Annotated in this window: 1 protein-coding gene; it reads right to left on the bottom strand. The window is 40.4% G+C overall.

Translation table 11 applies throughout. The annotated features are described in order from the left end of the window. Positions 1 to 296: 296 nt before the first annotated feature. On the bottom strand, positions 297 to 1,102 hold an 806-nt coding region (locus F6K37_RS43910), incomplete at its 5' end, for an AMP-binding protein (RefSeq protein ID WP_287257414.1).

Below are 1,102 nucleotides of genomic sequence, written 5' to 3'. Positions count from 1 at the left end.
CGATTGCTGGAATGACATTGTACAACAGAAAGTGTTTGGTCTGGAGACCTTTTATGTAGTCATTTAATATAGTTTTTGACTTTTGAGTTTTGGCTGGTTTAAAAGATTCTTTGGTCACATCCATTGGCATTGACATAAAACTGTCTCCTTTTTGGCCATTTGCTCTTTTTTAAAAAACGAATTATAAGGGGTATAACACCTAGTTTACAGGTTTCATAATTTGCTTTATGCCTGTACTTTCAAAGGATATCATTATGCTTGATCATAATCAACCCATAATTCCCAAATACCTACATTTAATTTGATACCGCTGCTCCACTTTTACTTGCCACTTTTACCCTGGCTTCCAAGACCTCTAGTGTCCCTTCCAAAAACTTAACTCGGCAAGCAGAGCGTTGTATTTTGCCACTTGATGTTTTAGGAATGCTCCCAGCTTTTATTAATATTACAGAATACACCTGTAGATCATGTTCGTCTGTAACTGCCTCTCTAATATTTCCTACTACCTCATTTAGATCTAGTGTCTTTTGGTAACTACGCTCCACCTCCTGAACCACTATTAAACGTTCTTCTCCCTTAATCTCCACTGCCAATGCTGCTCCATGACTAGAACGCAGTGATGGGTGACTTTTTTCCACTGTCAATTCAATATCTTGGGGATAATGGTTGCGACCACGAATAATAATCACGTCTTTGATACGCCCTGTAATGAATAGTTCCCCATCTTGCCAAAATCCTAAATCCCCTGTGCGCATAAATGGCCCTTCACCACTTTCGGCAAGGTTTGCATTAAATGTCTTTTCTGTCTCTTCTAACCTATGCCAGTATCCTACAGCCATACTGGGATCGCATACCCAAATCTCTCCTACCTCATCTGGTTGACATTTTCTCAAAGTGTTTCGATTAACGATCGCCACTTTCATCCCACCAATGGGAGGTCCACAGCTCACTACAGATCGTACTACCTGCTCTTTTTCTGCTGGTGATACTACTACAATTCTATTTTTTTCTAGGGCTTCTGCTGCTAAGGTCAACACCCTGGCTTTTTCCCCATGTTTTTTAGTCGAAACCAACAAAGTTGCTTCCGCTAGTCCATAAGCTG

This window comes from Moorena sp. SIO4E2, assembly GCF_010671945.1.
Lineage (GTDB): Bacteria > Cyanobacteriota > Cyanobacteriia > Cyanobacteriales > Coleofasciculaceae > Moorena > Moorena producens.
The sequence above is the reverse complement of the archived record's forward strand: the minus strand, read 5'-3'. Positions and strand labels throughout refer to the sequence as shown.